Annotated in this window: 20 protein-coding genes; 11 read left to right on the top strand and 9 right to left on the bottom strand. The window is 58.0% G+C overall.

Annotated features, from left to right (window positions below; translation table 11 throughout):
- Positions 1-17: 17 nt before the first annotated feature.
- Positions 18-1,037: an XdhC family protein gene (locus tag IEW73_RS07230; RefSeq protein ID WP_188672102.1), complete on the bottom strand. Its 1,020-nt coding sequence runs from the start codon at positions 1,035-1,037 to the stop codon at positions 18-20.
- Between the two features lie 84 nt (positions 1,038-1,121).
- Here IEW73_RS07230 and IEW73_RS07235 point away from each other — a divergent pair, with 84 nt between their 5' ends.
- Positions 1,122-1,724 carry an SACE_7040 family transcriptional regulator gene (locus IEW73_RS07235; protein WP_188672105.1) on the top strand — a complete coding sequence of 201 codons (603 nt, stop codon included), beginning with the start codon at positions 1,122-1,124 and terminating at the stop codon, positions 1,722-1,724.
- A gap of 183 nt (positions 1,725-1,907) precedes the next feature.
- Positions 1,908-2,201 carry a DUF2218 domain-containing protein gene (locus tag IEW73_RS07240; RefSeq protein ID WP_188672108.1) on the top strand — a complete coding sequence of 98 codons (294 nt, stop codon included), beginning with the start codon at positions 1,908-1,910 and terminating at the stop codon, positions 2,199-2,201.
- A 468-nt stretch (positions 2,202-2,669) separates the two neighbouring features.
- Here IEW73_RS07240 and IEW73_RS07245 read toward each other — a convergent pair whose 3' ends face one another.
- Together IEW73_RS07245 and IEW73_RS07250 are read right to left on the bottom strand one after the other, a co-directional pair.
- Positions 2,670-4,028 (bottom strand): PepSY-associated TM helix domain-containing protein, encoded by a 1,359-nt coding sequence (locus IEW73_RS07245; RefSeq protein WP_188672113.1) that lies wholly within the window; start codon positions 4,026-4,028, stop codon positions 2,670-2,672.
- A 90-nt stretch (positions 4,029-4,118) separates the two neighbouring features.
- The gene (locus tag IEW73_RS07250; protein ID WP_188672116.1) at positions 4,119-4,640 is read right to left on the bottom strand and encodes a hypothetical protein; all 522 of its coding nucleotides are present in this window, start codon (positions 4,638-4,640) and stop codon (positions 4,119-4,121) included.
- A 63-nt stretch (positions 4,641-4,703) separates the two neighbouring features.
- Here IEW73_RS07250 and IEW73_RS07255 point away from each other — a divergent pair, with 63 nt between their 5' ends.
- Positions 4,704-5,069 carry an ArsR/SmtB family transcription factor gene (locus IEW73_RS07255; protein ID WP_188672119.1) on the top strand — a complete coding sequence of 122 codons (366 nt, stop codon included), beginning with the start codon at positions 4,704-4,706 and terminating at the stop codon, positions 5,067-5,069.
- Here the strand turns inward: IEW73_RS07255 and IEW73_RS07260 are convergent.
- Entirely contained in the window at positions 5,057-5,440 is a 384-nt protein-coding gene (locus IEW73_RS07260) for a hypothetical protein (RefSeq protein ID WP_188672122.1), read from the bottom strand. The genes IEW73_RS07255 and IEW73_RS07260 overlap by 13 nt on opposite strands.
- A 248-nt stretch (positions 5,441-5,688) precedes the next feature.
- Here IEW73_RS07260 and IEW73_RS07265 point away from each other — a divergent pair, with 248 nt between their 5' ends.
- Complete coding sequence (locus IEW73_RS07265; RefSeq protein WP_229675811.1) at positions 5,689-6,807, top strand: adenylate/guanylate cyclase domain-containing protein; 1,119 nt, start codon at positions 5,689-5,691, stop codon at positions 6,805-6,807.
- A 25-nt stretch (positions 6,808-6,832) separates the two neighbouring features.
- On the opposite strand, the gene IEW73_RS07270 is transcribed toward IEW73_RS07265, so the two are convergent.
- Positions 6,833-7,468 (bottom strand): LON peptidase substrate-binding domain-containing protein, encoded by a 636-nt coding sequence (locus tag IEW73_RS07270; RefSeq protein WP_188672126.1) that lies wholly within the window; start codon positions 7,466-7,468, stop codon positions 6,833-6,835.
- A 51-nt stretch (positions 7,469-7,519) separates the two neighbouring features.
- The gene (locus IEW73_RS07275; RefSeq protein ID WP_188673109.1) at positions 7,520-8,266 is read right to left on the bottom strand and encodes an alpha/beta hydrolase; all 747 of its coding nucleotides are present in this window, start codon (positions 8,264-8,266) and stop codon (positions 7,520-7,522) included.
- A 197-nt stretch (positions 8,267-8,463) separates the two neighbouring features.
- On the opposite strand from IEW73_RS07275, the gene IEW73_RS07280 reads away from it, so the two are divergent.
- The 5 genes from IEW73_RS07280 (at position 8,464) to IEW73_RS07300 (ending at position 12,855) form a co-directional block, all read left to right on the top strand.
- Complete coding sequence (locus IEW73_RS07280) at positions 8,464-9,567, top strand: ArsO family NAD(P)H-dependent flavin-containing monooxygenase (protein ID WP_229675812.1); 1,104 nt, start codon at positions 8,464-8,466, stop codon at positions 9,565-9,567.
- A 17-nt stretch (positions 9,568-9,584) separates the two neighbouring features.
- Positions 9,585-10,250 carry an SDR family oxidoreductase gene (locus IEW73_RS07285; RefSeq protein WP_188672129.1) on the top strand — a complete coding sequence of 222 codons (666 nt, stop codon included), beginning with the start codon at positions 9,585-9,587 and terminating at the stop codon, positions 10,248-10,250.
- 40 nt (positions 10,251-10,290) lie between these two features.
- A complete protein-coding gene (locus IEW73_RS07290) occupies positions 10,291-11,217 on the top strand; it encodes an LLM class F420-dependent oxidoreductase (protein WP_188672132.1) in 927 nt (308 codons plus the stop codon).
- A 1-nt stretch (position 11,218) separates the two neighbouring features.
- Positions 11,219-12,445 carry an alpha/beta hydrolase gene (locus tag IEW73_RS07295; protein ID WP_188672135.1) on the top strand — a complete coding sequence of 409 codons (1,227 nt, stop codon included), beginning with the start codon at positions 11,219-11,221 and terminating at the stop codon, positions 12,443-12,445.
- 65 nt (positions 12,446-12,510) lie between these two features.
- Positions 12,511-12,855 carry a PLD nuclease N-terminal domain-containing protein gene (locus tag IEW73_RS07300; RefSeq protein ID WP_188672138.1) on the top strand — a complete coding sequence of 115 codons (345 nt, stop codon included), beginning with the start codon at positions 12,511-12,513 and terminating at the stop codon, positions 12,853-12,855.
- On the opposite strand, the gene IEW73_RS07305 is transcribed toward IEW73_RS07300, so the two are convergent.
- Positions 12,852-14,561, bottom strand: a complete 1,710-nt coding sequence (locus IEW73_RS07305) for a DUF2207 family protein (RefSeq protein ID WP_188672141.1) — start codon at positions 14,559-14,561, stop codon at positions 12,852-12,854. The two genes, IEW73_RS07300 and IEW73_RS07305, sit on opposite strands and share 4 nt — an antisense overlap.
- Positions 14,562-14,632: 71 nt before the next feature.
- On the opposite strand from IEW73_RS07305, the gene IEW73_RS07310 reads away from it, so the two are divergent.
- Both IEW73_RS07310 and IEW73_RS07315 read left to right on the top strand, forming a co-directional pair.
- Positions 14,633-15,805, top strand: a complete 1,173-nt coding sequence (locus IEW73_RS07310; protein WP_188672145.1) for a neutral zinc metallopeptidase — start codon at positions 14,633-14,635, stop codon at positions 15,803-15,805.
- A 12-nt stretch (positions 15,806-15,817) separates the two neighbouring features.
- The gene (locus IEW73_RS07315) at positions 15,818-16,903 is read left to right on the top strand and encodes a DNA alkylation repair protein (protein ID WP_188672148.1); all 1,086 of its coding nucleotides are present in this window, start codon (positions 15,818-15,820) and stop codon (positions 16,901-16,903) included.
- A 24-nt stretch (positions 16,904-16,927) separates the two neighbouring features.
- On the opposite strand, the gene IEW73_RS16760 is transcribed toward IEW73_RS07315, so the two are convergent.
- The gene (locus tag IEW73_RS16760) at positions 16,928-17,095 is read right to left on the bottom strand and encodes a DUF8730 family Cys-rich protein (RefSeq protein WP_504739201.1); all 168 of its coding nucleotides are present in this window, start codon (positions 17,093-17,095) and stop codon (positions 16,928-16,930) included.
- A gap of 101 nt (positions 17,096-17,196) precedes the next feature.
- Entirely contained in the window at positions 17,197-18,543 is a 1,347-nt protein-coding gene (locus tag IEW73_RS07320; RefSeq protein WP_188672151.1) for an MCE family protein, read from the bottom strand.
- Between the last annotated feature and the right edge of the window lie 176 nt (positions 18,544-18,719).

Raw genomic sequence — 18,719 nt, forward strand, 5'->3', positions numbered from 1 at the left:
TGACGGTCACATGATCGTCACTTAAGAATTACGCCGGTGGGGTTGAGTTTTTTCTCAGCCCCACCGGTTTTTTTGGCACTAATTGCGACAAGTTCCGCAGCGACGGCAACCGCGACCTCTTCAGGGGTTGCGCTACCGATATTGAGACCCACCGGGGATGACAACGCACAAAGCCGCGCATCGGGCACCCCGCGTTGGCGAAGCAGGTTTCTCTTCCGCACTGCACTGGCTGGTGATGCGAGCGCGCCCACAAACTTGGGGACCCAACGCCCTCCCAACGCAAGTTCGAGAATCTCAAGGTCGACACCATCGCTGTGAGTCATGACAAGCACGACGGTGCGATCATCTACTTGGCCAGCAGCAAGTTCTCGGAGCAGGTATTCGACCGGTCGTGCCACAACAAGCCCGTGTGCGCCCGGCAACCGCTCGGGAGTTGTGAAGAGGGGGCGTTCGTCGCAGACAGTCACCGCATAGCCAAGCAACGCGCCCTGCAAAACCATTGCAGCAGTATGGGGGCTCGAACCGAATAGCAGCATGCGCGGGCGTGACGGTAAGTCAACGGTGAAGGCGGATACTAACTCTGGGCCGTAGTGGAGAATCCCTGATTGGGATCTGATTGTGGTACTCCTCATCCCCAATGCCGCACCGTCACCGATGCTGACGCTCGCAGATGCGGGAACGTCCGCTTCGACCGCGTCCGCAAGTTGCTGGAGCGCTGGAAACGACTTCGCAGTGACGGATTCGATGAGTACCGACAACTTCCCACCGCACGTTAACGACACAGCACCGAAAGACACGTCCGGCCCGTACGTCACGATTTCTGGCATTCCCGTATCTAGGACAAGCTGAGCTCGGGCGTAGACGTCTGCTTCGACACAGCCTCCAGAGAGGCCACCACGTACCTCACCACTACGTGCAACAACCAGCGAAGCGCCTGGTGATCGCGGTGCAGAACCGTGAGTAGCTACGACGGTGGCAAGGGCAGCGGTGCCATCTCGTTCCACACAATTGGCCAGCCAGCGCACAATGTCTCGCATATGGCCAGGGTAACCCGGTCATGGGACGCGCCACATCGGTTAATGTCGATTTACCAGTCAAAAGGTTGCGGAGGGCAAAATCGAATGATTAGTTCAGCTTCAACGGATCACGCGGCACTTACCCGCCGCAGCCAATTGAAAGCCGATCGCCGTCAACAGATTCTCACAGCGGCCGCATCCCTCATTGCTGACCGAGGCTTCAACGGAGTGCGTCTAGAGGATATTGGGTCCGCCGCGGGCATCAGTGGGCCTGCGATTTACCGCCACTTCGCCAACAAAGACGCTCTTCTCACGGAGCTCTTGACCGGGGTCAGCGACAAACTCCTCAACGGGGCGACCTTAGTTGTGGAGTCGACATCGGTACCGAGCGCCGCCGTAGAACAACTTATTGACTTCCATCTAGATTTCGCCCTGAATCAGTCGGACTTGATCCGTGTACAAGATCGCGATCTGCACAGTTTGCCGGAACAAGCGCGGCGTGAGGTCAGAAAGATGCAACGCCACTATGTCGAACTGTGGGTCAAGGCACTGATGAGACGAAACGCGTCCCTCGACGAAACAAGTGCGCGAACACAAGCCCACGCAGTTTTTGGACTCATCAACTCGACCCCGCACAGCCGAGGCGAGTCGCCGGCACGCACGCGAGAGTTGCTGCGATCCATGGCAATGTCCGCGCTGGATCTCTAAAGGCGCTGGGTCTCTAGCTTTGTTCCACGTGGAACAGTGCCAATAGCCTGGATCAGCGCCGCTGACCTGGGAAACGTGTCGAAGGTTACGCCTCTGAATGTGACCTAGCTGATACAGAATGTAGGGCGCGGAGAATTAAAGTTTCTTTATCCAAATCATTCACCGCCCACCCCGGAGAATTTAATGCCTGAATCAGTTGCTCACGTCGCCACAGACCGAGCTGATCGGTTTTTAAAGCAGCTTGTAAGCCATTTTGGTCAGCAGATTCCCGTGGTGCAAGAAGGGCCTCGTGCGGAATTCTTATTCGATTTGGGACACGGCGCATGCGAAGCGAAAAACAATAAGTTGAATCTGGCTGTGACTGCCCGATCAGCGGAAGATCTGAGCACGCTTCAGAAAATTTTCACACACCACATCGAACGCTTTGGGCAGCAAGAAAACCTTAGCGTGAGCTGGAAAACCAAGGCAACTGCGTAGCAAATAGCGCTAACCAGCAGCGAGTATGTGCGTTGAGCTAGACACGGTGACGAAAAGTCGAGGGGTCGATATCGTGTTTAGCTCACGCACATATCTCGCGTGCTCATCTAATGGATCACCACAGATTAGCGCCCATTAGGCACCCATCTGTTGAGTTGCTCGACTCAGGAACCAGTCGGCACCCGACTGTAGCTCCTATTTGTCGCATTTTAATGTGATGTGAATTTCACAACACAAATATGGTGAGCAGTCTCTCGCAAACATAATTGCTAGCTGAACAAAGTTTGCCTTGTCATTTCTTACACTCAAATAAGGAGAGCCACGGCCACGCCTCGGCGCAGAAGCGTGCGCATCAACGTGACACTGAACTCCGTCCCCACTGGAAAGGTCAACGTCGCTCTTTCTGAGAAAAGCCCCTGGTGCGGTTTCGATTCGAAACACGCCCCAGGGGCTCTTTTAGTCATCTCGTCATCGCCGACGGACCACACTGACGAAGGTATCCACGACGACAAACGCCACCAGCGACGCCCCGAACAGTGGCACTGCGTACCCAACGACAACAGCCGTCACAAGTACGGCACCAATCCCCACCGGCGGGAGCGAACGCAAAGCCCCCCGCCGAGGAGCCTTGCCCACCGCGTATCTCGATCCGCGAAGGGGGCGACGTTGCCACCACATCACATAGCCCCTAACAATTACGGTGACGAGCCCTATTGCTACGGCTAGCAGTGCAATTTGATTAGCTAAACCAAAAAGAGTGCCCATGTGCGCCCGAATGCCCCACGTAGTGAGCTTCGCCGCCACGGAGTAATCCTGTTGGAAGTTCACCGAATCGGTCACGGTCAACGTAGCCGGATCAACTGCGACAGAATCTCGTGTAAACCGCCAAGCACGAACAGATTCAGCGACAGCAACCGATTGCCCCGCCTCGGTGGGCAGCGTGACTTCTAGCGGTGCATTGATGCCTTCACTTTCTGCGACATCGATGATGGCATCCAAGTTCGGGACAGTCGTGGACCCGCCACCATGATCATGTGCATCTGCGGGGGCGCCAGTATCAAGTGCGGGTGTCGTCCAGTTCAAGGCACTACGCACTTCTCGGATGTTCTCCCCCGCATAGTTTGACCAGGTGAGACCGGTAGCCGACAGAAAAAGTAGCCCCAGGAGTATCCACACTCCGGTAACTCCGTGCCAGTTGACGTTTTTGCCTCTCCCCTGAGCAGACCGGTCGACGGTAAGAAACCGATTCTTTCGGCCTTTGCGAACGCGAGTGATCCACAGCGCAAGCCCCCCGAGCGCCACGATCCATAACCACGAGGCGGCAAGTTCACTGTAAAGCGCACCGGCATCCCCGAGGTGAAGGTTTTTGTGCATCGCGCCCAACCAGGCGCTAAGAGGCAGGGCCCCGTGATCAACGGTGAGGATGCCCACCACATCAGCCGAATACGGATCAACAAACACCGCTTGTTGCCCATCATCGGTGTTCATGATGATGCGCGTGGTGTCCCGTTCGGCGCTTCCTGTCACTACCGAGTGGACCGCGGAGTTGGGAATGGCCGCGACGGCGGCCGCGACCTGCTCGTCGACACTGGCAGGAAGTCCGTCGGGCTGAACGGCGAGGTACTCGCTATAGACGAACCTCTCGATTGTTGGCGCAATTGCGTAGGCCCCACCTGTGACGGCGGCTACCAGGAGAAACGGAGCAATAAAAATGCCTGCATAAAAGTGCAACCGCAACAACAACGGCAGAAATGACCGTTTGGATGCAGTGCGTCGACTGGGCGGTTGGCCTGCTCCAGGCACGACTGTGCCAGTAAATAGAGACACGGGAATCTACTTTCGTGTGTAGGAAATATGGAGCTGACCACCAGGCGAACGGGGCCTGGTGGTGTTAATGGCATTCAGGGAATGCGGTGCCTACACGGCGAAAGGTGGAGCTCTAGTCCCTACTGCGGTGATAAGAACACGGTCCGTCGCCCACAATCTGTACGGAGTGATGACGAGAATGGGCGGTTCGGAGTTGGCTGCGCGTACTAGCGCACATGTGGCCACCCGAAGGGCAGATGTGACGACGGAATAGGCGTGGTCTGCCGTCAAGATGACACTGGCAAGCAGCACCGCGGCAATAATGTGCGCGGCAAGCATCGGGAGAGCGGGAAATGTCGCGTGCCCACCCATGCCCACGACCATCGCCCCGTGGCCGACTATCTGCCCCACAACGAGAGTGCCAACCATCGGCGCATACGTTCGACTCAGTGCCGGTACGGCAGCCACGGTGGCTCCGAATCCAGCGCAAGCGATCGACACGAGTATCACCGCGGCAAACGGCAGGTGCGGTGTGGCAGCTACAGCGCCGTGGGCGGCAATGCTCGTAACTCCGGATACAGCGCCCACACACGCACCACGCCTATAGCGCTGGTGCACCTGTGGGCCTGTCATGGGAGGTGAGCTTACCTGCGCCATCGCACACTGCAGCGGCGGACTAGGGGGCACAATGAAGGTATGACCGAACCGACCCTCGACGACGATAGGCGCATCCACGAGGCCGGTGCGGCAGTTGCATGCGTTCCCGATCTGGATTACTGGGCCCTACGGTTCGATTTGTTGTCTGACGCTAATCGATTGCGGATTCTGCTGGCGATGCACAGAGCACCGGGCATCACCGTTAACGGGCTGGCCGAAGCGTTGGAGATGTCAAGCTCAGCTGTGTCGCACGCCCTGCGGCTACTTCGGCACCACCAGTGGGTCCGTGTGCAGCGCGACGGAAGGAATATGCGGTACTACCTAGACGATGCGGTCGTGCACACGATTCTGCATAGTATCGGCGGTACGCACGCAGAGCCGGGGCATGGCGATCACGACGTTTGAGGACTCATCGCGCTGGTTTCCCCGGGCACGAGGCTGCGGATTGCGTAAAACGCACGAGAGCTTTGGGTCGACAATGCAACAAGCACGGTCGTGGGTACGCCCGCGAAGGTTATGAGCGCCGCTAGTTCGGGAAGTATTTCCCACACAAATGGCCACACGTACGGCCCGTTGAGGAAGATTGAGGCGAGGAAGCTACCCAACCCAATCGCGATGAGGGATAGCGGGAGAGCCCAGTAGATTCGGTGTTCGCGATCTGCGAGTACTCCCACTGTCGCGACAACTGCGGCAAGAGCCAACACGCCGACGGCTAAGAACGTCACCGGCCCGTCAATTCGAGACCACACATCAGCCATCATGGCAATACCGTTCATGTCCTAATCCCAACCGTCACTAGATCTACTGTCTATGCAGGTCGACAGTAGTATTTGACTTTTGTTCTGGACATCGACCCAAGGTCTGATCTTGTTACCGCATTTGTGGTCCTATGGGATGAACGTCACGTTTCGTTATCCACCTTGGGGCGTACAGCGGCAAATGCGAGGCATACGAGGTTTTATCGTCGACCATGGGGAGGAACGTATTCTCGACAACACTCATCCACATGCAAGGGTTGCACTAGATGGCTTCGTTTGACGATCTCGCGCACGCGAATGCAAATGCGCCCACAGAGCCCCTGTTTATCCCGCCTCGGCGCACGAAGAGCGGTGATGAGACGACAGAGCCGCGCCCCCTCATCATGCGGCTCATCCAATCGGAAGTTGAGAAAACTCTGCTGGGCGAGGCCCGTCGATATACGCGCACTCAAGTCGCCGAACGTGCTGGTGTCAGCCCGGAATATGCGCAGACATTGTGGCGGGCACTCGGTTTCGCTACCGCCCCAAACGCTGATGCAGTGCTGTATACCGAAAGTGATATCAACGCCATTCGCACCCTTGCGGGCCTTGAAGCTGCGGGGATTCTCGACAAGGATCTTGCCGTGGGGATGACACGGGCAATGGGGCAAACATTCTCGCGCCTCGCTGAGTGGCAAGTTCCACTCTTGAACGAACGTGTCCTTGAACTCGTCCAGGTTCGGATGGCGGCTGATCCACCACTGTCACCGAGCGAGCTGCTTGACGATGCTGCTGATTTGGTTGCCGATTGGGTACCTGTAGTTCACGCGATGCAAACGTACGTGTGGCGGCGGCACCTTGCTGCCCGTGCGGGGCGGTATCTTGCAGGCCCCGACGAGGACACTTCAAGCCAATCCCTCGTTGTGGGTTTCGCCGATATGGTCGGCTATACCGACCTCACCCGCCTGAACAGCATTTCTGGTCTCTCCAGCTTGCTTAATACATTCGAAAATACCGTCACGTCGATCATTGCCGCACACGGCGGTTCGGTCATTAAAAATGTGGGCGACGAGGTGATGTTCTCTGTCGACCAACCTGCGGCAGGTGCCCGAATTGCATTGACGTTGCAGGAAACGATCAAGACTGATGACTCTTTGCCGTCGCTGCACATTGGACTCGCATACGGTGAAGCGTTAGCTCGGTTTGGTGACCTTTACGGAAACGTAGTTAATACAGCTGCGCGATTGACGAGCGCTGCGCCTGGTGGCGACATTCTTGTCGACGGAGCACTTGCCGATATTCTGCGCCGTCACCCCGCATTTGCGGTGAAGCCGGTGAAGTCAACGCGTTCGCGTGGTTTTTTGAAGTACAAGCCCCACGAACTGAAGCGTGCCACCCTTTCGTAAGCCCAACCCGTCATAGGTTGCAGCGCTAATCAATAAGCCCGAACTCAGCCACTTCTATCAATCCCTCTAGGGCGTCAGAGAGCACCTCAGCGCGTTCTTTCACTCCGGGGGCACTGAGCATGCGGTATCGATCAACTTCGCCAAGTGGGAGGCAGTCGGCAAGTTGGTAGAGGTGCAAGGCGGGCGTCTCAGACACTCCACCAAGGGTGGGTAGTTCCGGCACAGGCATGTCTTGTCTTCCCGCGAGCTGTTCAAGTAGCCCATATAGTTCTGCAATGCGTGCAGCGAAGTTGTGAAACCCCGGCTCTACCGGGCCGTCGTTGGTATCGGGCCACAATTCGATTTCTGCGCGCGGGTATGGATCGTCGTCTAACCAGTTAAGGATGCGGATCCGCTCTCTGCCTCGGCAGTCGAGCGCGTGCTGCCCCTGGCCCACTTCGACGTGCGCAACGATTTCAGCGAGTACACCGACGCCATGCCGAGTGTCGCCGCCGCCAACTTCCCTGCCCCGCGCGATGAGAACCTGGCCAAATTGTGGTGCTGAATCGCTGTTGAGGCAGTCGGTGACAAGTTGTTGATAGCGCGGTTCGAAAACATGCAACGGTAGGGCGCCCCCCGGCAGAAGTACTGAACCGAGGGGGAACATCGGCGTGATGGTCATTGTTCCAGCATCCTCTATTTCACGCTGCGAGCCCCACGTGAGCCCTCAATCTCATCCCAGGATGGAGTCGATGGCATCAAGCATAGGTTCACCCACAAGCATTGCGGGGTCGTTGTGGCCTACCCCTGGTAGCACAACTCGTGAGTGTAGGTTGCGGGTGGAATCTGCCACTTCGGCGCTCATCGCCGGCGGAACAACATCATCAGCAGTTCCGTACACAACGACCACAGGTGGAGTAATTCTGCGCACCGCGTCGCCCACCCTGAACCGGTCTCGCATGAGCCCGTGAACTGGTAGGTACGGATAGTGCAGCCGTCCGACGCTAGGAAGATCAGTGAACGGCGAGCGCAACACAACACCGCCTGGTGGGTACCTCAGCGCGAGGGCCGACACAACGCCACAGCCGAGGCTTTCACCGAAGTAGATGAGTCTCTCGGGAGGCACCCCATGATTGTTGCGCAAGTACCAATATGCCGCCCGGGCGTCGAGCTCTAGCCCTTCCTCTGACGGCGAACCTGGGTTGCCACCGTACCCGCGGTATTCGAGCAAGAGACTGTTGTATCCGCGATGCGCAAGCGCTGCCGCAAGGGGCGCTCGGTCGGCTCGGTTGCCCGCGTTGCCATGGGCTATCAGGACGGTGGCGTTTCGTGGTGGAACAGAATCAGCCGCAGGGACATACCAGGCATCGAGAACTAGGCCGTCATCGGTAGTGAACTGCACATCCTGAGCATTGGGGATTACAGAACCTGCACGTGGAACAGGCAAGCTGTCAGGATAGTAAATGAGCTTTCGTTGCATCGCCCACGCGACTGAACCTGCAGTTCCTGCCACCGCCAGACTGATGCCACCTACCGCGAGGCCTCGACTCCACAATCCACCTGATCGACCCACAGTTCTTCACCTTTCGGGTGCTAATACGCGCCTGTGTTGAACGTACACTGCACTGTAGGCAGTTACAGCAGCACTACGAACTAGGTTCAGGCAGACTGGGTTGCGTGGTACGCACAAGCCCGCTATCGACAGGTTTCCCTTCCCCGGAAAAGCTGTACGACTGTCTCGTAATCGGCGGTGGACAGGCAGGTCTCGCCTGTGGCTACTACCTACGCAAAGCTCATCTAACATTCGCGATCCTCGACGATCAGAATGAACCGGGTGGGGCCTGGCAACATACTTGGCCGTCCCTGACACTGTTTTCACCCGCCGGGTACTCTTCGCTTCCCGGTTGGATGATGCCCGAATACACCCAGGGTTTTCCGCCAAGCGAGCACGTCATTGCTTATCTTCGCGCCTACGAAAATCGGTATCAGCTTCCGGTGCACAGACCAGTGGCTGTCACAGAAGTGCACCACGATGGATCTGTATTCACAGTAAAAGTGACGCACGGCGGGAACTCCGAAGTCTTGCGCGCGCACAACGTTATTAGCGCTACCGGAACGTGGAGCCAACCACACTGTCCGTCGTACCCTGGGCTAGCTGATTTCACCGGCACTCATGTTCATAGCGCCCACTACCAGGGCGTAGACGGGTTTCGTGACCAACGTGTCGCAGTGGTGGGCGGCGGAAACTCCGGTGCGCAAATTGCTGCCGAACTGAGCGCAGTGGCGAGTGTGCGATGGCTGACAATGCGCACACCCAAGTTTCTGCCCGACGATGTCGACGGTCGAGTGCTATTTCAAGTGGCAACTCAGCATGCACGGCACCTGGCGGCGGGGACCACCAGCAGCGGAGGCATAGCGAGTTTAGGTGACATCGTTGCGGTGCCAGAAGTGCGTGAGGCTCGCGATTCGGGCCGTCTGTTCGCCGAGCCGATGTTCACAAGCCTTACGCCCAGTGGTGCCCAATGGGCCGACGGCACGACCGATACTTTCGACCAGATTGTGTGGTGCACCGGTTTTCGGCCAGCATTGCGTCACCTTCAGCAACTCCGCATTCGGGACGCCGCCGGACGGATCGGCACCAACGGCACTGCATGCGAAGCCATCGACGGGCTGTTCCTCGTGGGATACGGCGATTGGACAGGACCCGCGTCGGCGACATTGATCGGAGTAGGAAAAACGGCACGGGACACTGTGTACGCGATTCAATCGAGAATGAACTGACAACAGGAAGCAGACGAATGTCACTCAGAGTAGTTATTGCTGGTGGTCACGGAAATATTGCCCTGCATTTGACGAAGGAATTGTCAGGCCGCGGCGATACCGTTATTGGGTTGATTCGAAACCCAAGCCATGTTCATGATGTCCATACCGCTGGTGGCGAGGCATTGCTGCTCAATCTTGAGCATGCTCCTCAAGCAGACGTAGTGGAGGCTTTGGAAGGCGCTGACGCCGTCGTGTTCGCGGCCGGAGCAGGACCCGGTAGTGGTGCCGCCCGTAAGGACACTGTTGACCGGGGTGCAGCGGTGTTGCTCGCCGATGCTGCGGAAAAGGCGGGCGTGCGACGTTTCATTCAAATTTCGGCGTTTGGGGCAGGGGCACCTGTGCCCGACGGCGCGGACGAAGTGTGGGCCGCATATTTAACGGCAAAAACGGAGGCTGAGCAGGACCTAATGCAACGCGCCACACTGGATTGGACAATCCTTCGACCGGGTCTACTCACCAATGACGAACCGAGCGGTTTGGTCTCGTTGTCATCAGAATCCATCCCGAAAGACTCCGTGTCTCGGGCGGATGTCGCCGCAGTGCTCGCCGCTTTGCTGCACACAGACCACACTGTTAATCAGATTTTGCACCTGACGCAAGGCACCACTGAAATACCTGAGGCCGTGGCAAACTCAGCCTAGTGCCGTACTTGTCGGCATAGCCGAGGAAGGATTGCACACCGTGACGCCGGACTTCCGCATCTTCACTGAGCCGCAGCAAGGCGCAACGTATGACGACTTGCTTGCCGTTGCGAAGAAAACTGAGCAACTGGGATTTGATGGGTTTTTCCGATCAGACCATTTCCTGAAAATGGGTGGTGTCAGCGGTCTACCTGGACCAACAGACGCGTGGACAACGCTTGCTGGTTTGGCTCGCGAAACGTCAAGAATCCGTTTGGGCACCCTGATGACCTCGGCGACATTTCGCCATCCCTCAATCCTTGCCGTGCAGGTCGCGCAGGTCGACCAGATGTCCGGCGGGCGCGTCGAACTTGGCATTGGCTCTGGTTGGTACAAGGAGGAGCACACAGCGTTCGGGATTCCTTTCCCCACAAAATTGTTTGACCGCTTCGAGGAACAACTCGCCATCGTCACGGGCCTGTGGGACACCCCGAAAGGTGTCAACTTTTCGTTCAAGGGCGAGCACTACGAACTCACCGACTGCCCTGCGTTTCCGAAGCCGGTCCAGACACAACTACCGATCATCATTGGTGGTAGCGGACCAACGAGAACTCCTGCATTTGCTGCCCGTTTCGCCAACGAATACAACGCCGCGTTTCCGGCTCTCGACGGGCTAGCTCAGCGCTTCCAGACCATTCGCGACGCATGCGAAGAATACGAACGCAACCCTGCAGACTTGGTTCATTCGGCTGCTTTGGTGGTGTGCGTTGGCCGTGACGAGGCCGAGTTCAGACGGCGTGCCGAACGAATAGGGCGTAACCCTGGCGAATTGCGTGAGCACGGCATCGCAGGTACACCAACTGAAGCGATTGATCAGATCGGTCGGTTCAGTCGCGCCGGTGTGGAACGGTTCTATTTGCAGGTATTGGACCTGCATGATCTCGAGCACATCGAATTGATCGCCAGTGACGTAGTGGCACAGTTGTGACATGAGTTTTTTAGCGCCGTTCACGTCGATTGCGCTGTTGGCCACGGGTATTGCCTTGGTGCTCGGTGTCGTGAACGCGCGATGGCCGCAGACCAATGGCAGGCGAGTTGTAGCGAGTTGGCCCGCTGCGTGGCTATTCAATGAATTGACGTTGCACATTCTGGTTCTCAACGCGGCCGCGGTTGGCGTGCTGGCGCTGCTTGGTGGCCTGCTTGCCCCTGCTGGCTGGGTGGGACTCCTCCTCAGCGTTGCAGCGTGGGCATTCATGCTCCGGCTCTACGGTGCCTCACGAAAGACGACGATCTCACCAGACCCGAACTTTCCCCCACCGGAAGCAAAACTTTCCCAGGCATATCCGACTTCACATGTGTTTTTCCCCTGGCGTGCCTGGACTCGGTCAGACGTCATTCGGACCAATGACATCACCTATGCCACCATCGGGAATTTGCATCTCAAACTCAACGTCACAGCGCCGACGCAACCTGCGGCGGGATTACGGCCTGCGATCATTCAGGTCCACGGCGGCGGGTGGTCGATGGGCAGTCGCAGGGACCAAGGTGCACCGCTGCTCGGGCACCTAGCAACCAATGGGTGGGTTGGTTTCAATATCGATTATCGGCTCAGTCCTCGTGCGACGTGGCCGGACCACATCGTCGACGTGAAACGAGCAATCGGGTGGGTACGCAGCCACGCCGACACTTTCGGCATCGACCCTGAGTTCATTGCTATTACTGGTGGGTCTGCGGGTGGACATCTCAGCGCCCTTGCTGCACTCAGCCAAAATGATCCTGCGTTCCAGCCCGGATTCGAGGACGTAGATACGAGCATTTCTGCCTGTGTCCCGTTTTATGGCGTGTACGACCTGCTGGACGAGGACCGCCACCACTTCCCCCCTGTCCGGCATCTACTGCAGCGGAGTGTTTTCAAACATCGCCGATCCGACGCAGCAGACTCATTTCGCGCGGCTTCCCCATTCCATCGAGTCTCCGCCGACTCGCCCCCGTTCTTGGTTGTCCACGGCGACCTTGATTCCCTCGTCACAGTGGAAGAGGGCCGCCGGTTCGCTCAACGGTTACGCGATGTGTCTCACCAGCCTGCGCACTACGTCGAAGTTGTGGGAGGACAGCACGCTTTTGATGTCATTCCGTCGTGGCGCACACTACGAACCGTGGATGCGGTGAGTGAGTTTTTGGCGACGACATGGGCTACCCACAAAACTCGGCGATAGTCGACAGAGCAGTTGCGCGTACGCGTGCGGCATGGTGTGATCTTGAAGTCGGAAGGAAATAGATCGTGCCATACATCATGCTGGTCACATTTGTCGTGCTCGTTGCGTGCCTAATCGACATCATCCTGACCGATAACACCCGAGTGCGGAACCTGCCCAAACCACTGTGGATCTTGCTTGTGATCTTCCTGCCCCTCGCGGGGTCAGTAGTGTGGCTCGTCGCGGGCCGCCCATACAGTGACGATGCCCCTAGGCGCACGACAGGTTTCCCCGAATACGAACGTCCGGGCAGGCATATCGCTCAGCGTGCAGAGGACGACGACGAGTTCCTGCGCCAATGCCGTGCCCGCGCTGAGGAACAGCGCCGCCGCTACAAGCAGCAAAACAAGGACGACAACCCGGCGAGCTAGGCCTGTTTCGCCAGCGTCGCTTGATGATGTGTCTCGGCGAAAACACCCTCTAGAGAGTTGAGCATCGGCGGAAAATGGGTTCGGAAACGGCGCAGGTTGCGGTTGCCCTCAAAACCGCCGAACCAGTAGATGCCAGATGCGCCATTAGATTCCGGATCAAGGTCGCCGAAAGTGTCGATCCAATGATCGGTTTCTCCGAGCACAACCGCGTAGGGCAGCGATCTCGAGAAGACGGTTTCCCTGTCCTCTTCTGGGATGCTGTGCTCATCCACGGTGTGGAGGTAGTGCAACATTCCTCGAACATCGCTGACGAGTTGCTGCCCCTTGGCCGTGCGTGGCGGCAAGAATTGTGGTGCGACCACGGCCACAACACCAAGGAGCACTAAAGCTGCGCCGAGTACCGCGTGGCCAATCGTCAATGCCAGCACCGGAATCGCGATGACGCCGACTGCCGCTAGCGCTACGCCAGCCCACCACAATGGAGATTGTGTGTGTGAGTTGCGGAGCCACCCCTGCACACTCGCGTCATGACGCAGCGCTGCACGAACCGGTTCGAGGTTCAGGTCTGGTCTGCGGTGCAGTTCTGACATCGTCGTCGAGTCGGTGCCCTCCGGAAGCACAGCGGCAATAAGGCGACTCTCAAACTCATGCAGTGCGCTATCGGGGTCATTGCGGCGGCTTACCTGCCAGTCAGCCGTGTCATCTGGCCCGTCGACTTCAGACAGCCATAAGTACTGGCGAACCGCAAGGTCCACAACTGTCGAAGCAAGGTCAACGGGGTCCACAGTTTCGTCAAATACCACTCCCGCGTGCCCTGGGAGAATGCCGTCCGGGGAAGCAAACTCCACGGCTGTACCGGTGCGGATGAGCGTCCCTGAGAACGGAGCTTCGCTGTTCAACGCCGCCCTGTCTCGCCGACGAGCGCCCGCCACAGCAAGCGCCGCCACGATCGCAATCAACCCCACGATTCCCAGCCCGACCAGCACTGGTTGTGTGAACGCAAAGGCGCGATTGAATGTGAGAATGTCGCGGAATTCCGTATTCGCCGCGACGGTCCCAGTCGGCAGGGCCGTTACAAGTTCTATTCGCTGACCTGCATTGAGGTCGGTGTGCTGCGCCCGGATTCCGCCGGAATGTTCCACCCCAGCGAGTGTGCATCGTTGTGTCGATCCCGCGTTTCCGGCGTAGCAGTTAACAATGGCTTGTCGGGGCGACGGGGCCACAATCGTCGCCGAAAAGCGCTCGATCGGGCCCTCTGTTGTCCCTGAAATTGGCCACAAAACGAGCTGCTCTGCCGTCGCATCAGAGACGGCGCCGTGGAAGGAGTAGTACACGGTGGATTCGCCCGCAGTGGCCACGATGGTTGCCAGATCGCGGTCCACGTCCACCGTGACAGGACCGTCGGTGGTCACATTTGTGATGTCAAAACGGCGTTCTATATCGGCGGCAACCTGCGTGCGGAGCGGAATAGTTCGCGTTACCTGCTGCCCTTCGGGGACCGTCAGGATTTCCCGAACCGTGAGCACGCCACTACTGAGCACTTCTGCGTCCGCGTGGACAGCGATTCCACTGACAGGGGCTAACTCCCCGTGGTCATGTACCGGAGATTTAGGTGCCGACATGGCTGGCGCAGCAGTCGCTGCCACGAGGAAAAGGGCAACGAGGAGTAGAGCACTGCCCACGGACTTGAGTGCACCGATCACCATGATCGCTGACTTTAGACGATCAGCTAGCATTCCCACAGAGCGAATCGTCACCAGGGGAGGAACCGATCACTATGACGTACCCCCCGCATCGCTACCGACCGGTTCCGTCCGGAGGGTCTCCACTTCCCCCGCCCGCGCAGATGCCGCGGGATCCGCGACAGCAACGTGCATCGGGGTATGGGCCACCGCCTAGCGCGCAATTGCATATGCACCGCCAGAACCCGATGATGCACGCGCGCTCAGTACCGCCCTACAGCGCGGTATCGCCCTACCGATCGCCTTTACCTCCACCGCGGCGCCAACCGACAGCGCCACGCAAAAAGGGCGGCGGGCGCTCCTTCGTGTCGCTGCTTGCCGTCATCATCATCGGCTTGTTTCTGCTGAGGCTGCTCAATGAGTGGGCCGAAAATCTCGAAAGCGAACGCACTGCCGGCGGTGGATTCACCGCCATAGAACTCGATCCAGCTGGACCAGGAAGCACACCTGATGCGTCCACTCCCCCACCTCGCACCGACCCTGGCACTGCCCAACCCGTATACGAACTGGAAAGCCACCCACTATTGGCGACACCCAATATTGGGTTGCCCTCCGCGAGCTGTCCACTAGCCCCCTGGTCAACCGCACCGGAACAGGCCTTCGCGCACCTGGTTTCAGCATTCGAATGTTTCGAGACCATGTGGCAGCCAGTACTGCAAGCACGCCAACTACCCACCACTCCCGCTAACCTCACAGTGATCAGCGAAGCGTCTAGCGCTGTATCCCCGTGCACTAGTTCTGGGCAGGATTTTGCGGCGTTCTACTGCCCAGTCAACAATATGATTTACATGCCCCTCGACACTTTGGGTGTCGCTGTTCACGGTGACCGATTTGGCATCTACCTCGCTGTTCTGGCCCACGAGTACGGCCACCATGTTCAAAACGCAGCCGGCCTATTGGATGCCCAATGGCAACGACGCCAGAGCGTTGGACACAATTCCGCTGAAGCGTTGGAGGTGTCGCGCCGAACTGAGCTACAAGCGCAATGCTTCTCTGGCATGGCATTCGCATCCGCTCAAGAAGGCGGAACAATCTCGGTGCAGCGGGCGCAAGAAGCTGGAGCGTCAATGTATCGAAGCGGTGACAGCAATGGTCCTCGTACGCACGGAACTCCAAGCAACTATGGCAGCTGGTGGGAGCAGGGATACCAACTCAACAGCACCGCTATGTGCAACACGTGGCTCGCGGAATCGTCAGACGTGTCCTGAACAATCGCGCCTATGCCCACCGCTGATGAACTAATTAGCCCCAGCACTGTCCGTGACCTAGCCGGATGCGTCCAACGCACCGTTCGCAGTGACGCGCGTGCGTTACTTGACTGCGCGGCTTCGTTGGACGGACTGAGGTTTGGGGACCGCGTGCGGGCCGTCCGCGACGCTTTTCTCGCCGATGTTCCTGGTGGGTTCGATGAGCTGCAGGCGACGTTGCGCCTCGCTCTGCGGGATGACCGCTTTACCGGTTGGATGATCTTTCCCGTCACCGAGGCGGTGGCAGCCCGCGGCCTTGGAGAGTTCGAACCAGCCTTAGCACTGCTGGCGGAGCTGACGCCTAGGCTCACAGCCGAAACGGCAGTACGCCCGTTCATCATGGCCGACAGCACACGTGCATTAACTGTCATCGAGAAGTGGGTGCGGCATCCAGACGAACACGTTCGCCGACTAGCCAGTGAAGGCACCCGTCCGCGGCTGCCCTGGGCGCAACAAATTAAGGCTCTGATAGCAGACCCGTCGCCAGCCCTACCAATCTTGCATGCGCTGCACCGTGACTCGTCCGAATACGTCCGCAGGTCTGTGGCCAACCATCTGAATGACATAAGCCGGGACCACCCTGGGGTAGCCGTCGCCGTCGCACGGGAGTGGATGGATGATCCTGATGCAAACACCGTGCGCGTCGTTCGGCACGGTTTGCGCACGTTAGTCAAAGCGGGCGACCGCGACGCACTTGGGGTACTGGGTTTCAGCGCCAATGCGCAGATGTCAGTCACAGTCCCTGAGCTTGAAAACCCACTAGTAAATCTGGGGGCTGCTCTCGAGTTTCGTTGCACGGTGACCAACTACGGCGAGGCTGCAGCTGACGTCGCGGTGGACTACGTCATCCATCACGTCCGCGCCAACGGTTCGCGCACCCCGAAGGTCTTTAAGCTCGGTGTTCGCCAACTAGAACCCGGCGCGCAGTGGTGCATCACCAAACGTCATGCCATCAAACCCATCACCACCAGGCGCTACTACAGTGGTGAGCACCTACTGGAAGTTCAGGTAAACGGAGTCCGGTCCGCCGCGGTCCCCTTCATACTCACCACACCATGACCAATTCCGTAGTGACCGGCGGGGCTAGCGGCCGAACATTCGGGCGATGAAACTTCCTTGCCCTACGCCTTGGTCGGCGTGGCCTTCGCACCGTTCGTTCTTGGGGATCCCCCGCATGACCTGATCAACATGCATTCCGCATCCCGACCAGGTCGTTTTTCCGCATTGACGACAGTTGACTGGATAACACATGATGCCTCCTTCGTGGACTGAAACTCAATATACCCCCAGGGGTATAAAAGAGTCCACAGTGAACGCTCTTCATGGAAATTGCAGATACGACCTAAACGGCCCTATTCGGCGGCAAAAGTGACGTCAGTGCCACGCAACACGGGCGCACCAACAAGCGTGACCCAACCCGGGATGTCATCAGGCGCAAGGCCCGTCGTCGCCGAGTACACCATGCGGAGCGAATCAACTTCGTCTGCGTTACCGAACAAACCCCCGCCATGCCCAACGCTAGCTAGAGGTGAAGGCAACTCCTGCAGATTCTGCGGACCAGGATTGCGTGAAGGAACCGCATACGCACCTGTATTAAATGCCCCGCCTGGATGTTGCGGGAAGTTGCCATCAGCCGGGTGGACCGGTTCGTAACAGATCGGCCCACGTGTGTCGAAGAATCGAGCCTCATCCTGATTCGGAATGTATCCGCCCCGGGGGTTTGCGAGTTGAATAGTCAGATGCAACCCGGGACGATCTATCCCGCCACCGAAGACCCGGTCAATACGAGGTCCCATGTCAGCGAAATACTGTGCTGTGCACCCAAACATCGGCGAGTATTGCGCCAATAGTTCCAGGGTCTCTCGAGAGTCCGCGGCGATGCGCACAATGCGTTCGCCGTTGGTATCGAGAAAACCACGCATGTCCGCCGAGGCGAGACTCAGCGAATCAAGCATCCCGTCGACCGCCGAACGCGACTCGATCAATGTGGCATTCGTCGTGCGATACGTGTCTAAAGCCGCAACAAGGTCGGGCACAGCATCGGCATACACATCCGTCACGTCACCTAAATCACGCAACTGCTGTTCGAGGTTCGGGAGTTCGCTGTTAATCTCCTCCACCATCGGCCCAAAGCGATCAACCATGTTTCCGATGGCTTCCCCTCGCCCAGACAGGGCCTGATTGAGGGCACCTAAAGTGACGGCAAGATCTTGGGGCGGCACGGCGTCCAGAAGATCAAAGAAAACGTCATACATTCGAGCTGCGTCAATGGCGTTTCCCTCGTCATGCTCAACGATGACTGCACCTGCCGCAATGATGCCGACCGGGTTCTCGGGCGCCACGATTTCTACATATCGTTCGCCAAATAGGGTTTTCGGAATAATTCTGGCGGTTGCATTAGCCGGGACAAAATCAAGCCGATCAGATCGAAGTGCGAGCTCAATCTCTACGCTGCCGTCAGGCGCGAGTTGTAAGTCGCGAACTTCGCCAACAACTGCCCCACCTATTTTTACGTCGGCTTCGCGCGACAGCGAATTCCCCACCGTCTCAGTCACAAATGTGACGGTCGTAGTTGGTGTGAATTGCTTCTTGAACGACAGGATGCATACGGCGATCAACGCGGCGACAATCGCAACAAACGCAAGGCCGAGCAGGATGAGCTTTAGCGAATATTCTACTTCGATTTCGTCGTCATCCATGAGGGCTGCTCCTGTATGTGTCCCAGGCTTTAGCAAGCGCAGGGATGAGAAAAACGATCGCTACCCAGTGCCTACACTTGGAGCCCCAGCACACAGACTCAAGCACACAGAGCAGCGCCATCTCGGTCACCAGCGGACACCAGCAACCAGCGCCAAGCCCGACGGACCATACAAGG

Source organism: Hoyosella rhizosphaerae (genome assembly GCF_014643175.1).
GTDB lineage: Bacteria > Actinomycetota > Actinomycetes > Mycobacteriales > Mycobacteriaceae > Lolliginicoccus > Lolliginicoccus rhizosphaerae.